The organism is Tritonibacter sp. SIMBA_163, assembly GCF_046535935.1.
In the GTDB taxonomy this organism is placed as follows: Bacteria; Pseudomonadota; Alphaproteobacteria; order Rhodobacterales; family Rhodobacteraceae; genus Epibacterium; species Epibacterium scottomollicae.
The window spans coordinates 1-276 of record NZ_JAWJBP010000372.1 but is presented as its reverse complement, the minus strand read 5'-3'; the positions used below and the strand labels follow the sequence as shown (position 1 = coordinate 276).

The window sequence follows — 276 nt, the reverse complement described above, 5'->3', positions numbered from 1 at the left end:
CGTTTGATTGTCTAATATTTTCGCCATCAATATTCCTCCTCATGTCTTGCCTTGATCCTTTCAAATTCTTCGATTGTATAATCTACATGAAAAGGATCGTAACAGTTTTTGAGATCGTTAATATCAAGAGGAGCATTGTGTTGAGACACAAGGTTGTAAAAATCGGTTAAATCTTGATCACTTGGCTTCTCACGATCTTTTCTAATGAGACACAACGCATCTGTAATTTCTTTTACATCTCCGTTAGGATCGGTTAAATCCATAAAATCAGGTCCA

The 276-nt window shown here is 35.9% G+C and carries 1 protein-coding gene; it reads right to left on the bottom strand.

From position 1 onward, the window contains the following. Positions 1–26: 26 nt before the first annotated feature. Positions 27–276, bottom strand: a 250-nt coding sequence (locus R0J92_RS22770; protein WP_411053336.1) for a hypothetical protein, incomplete at its 5' end; no start/stop codon positions are given.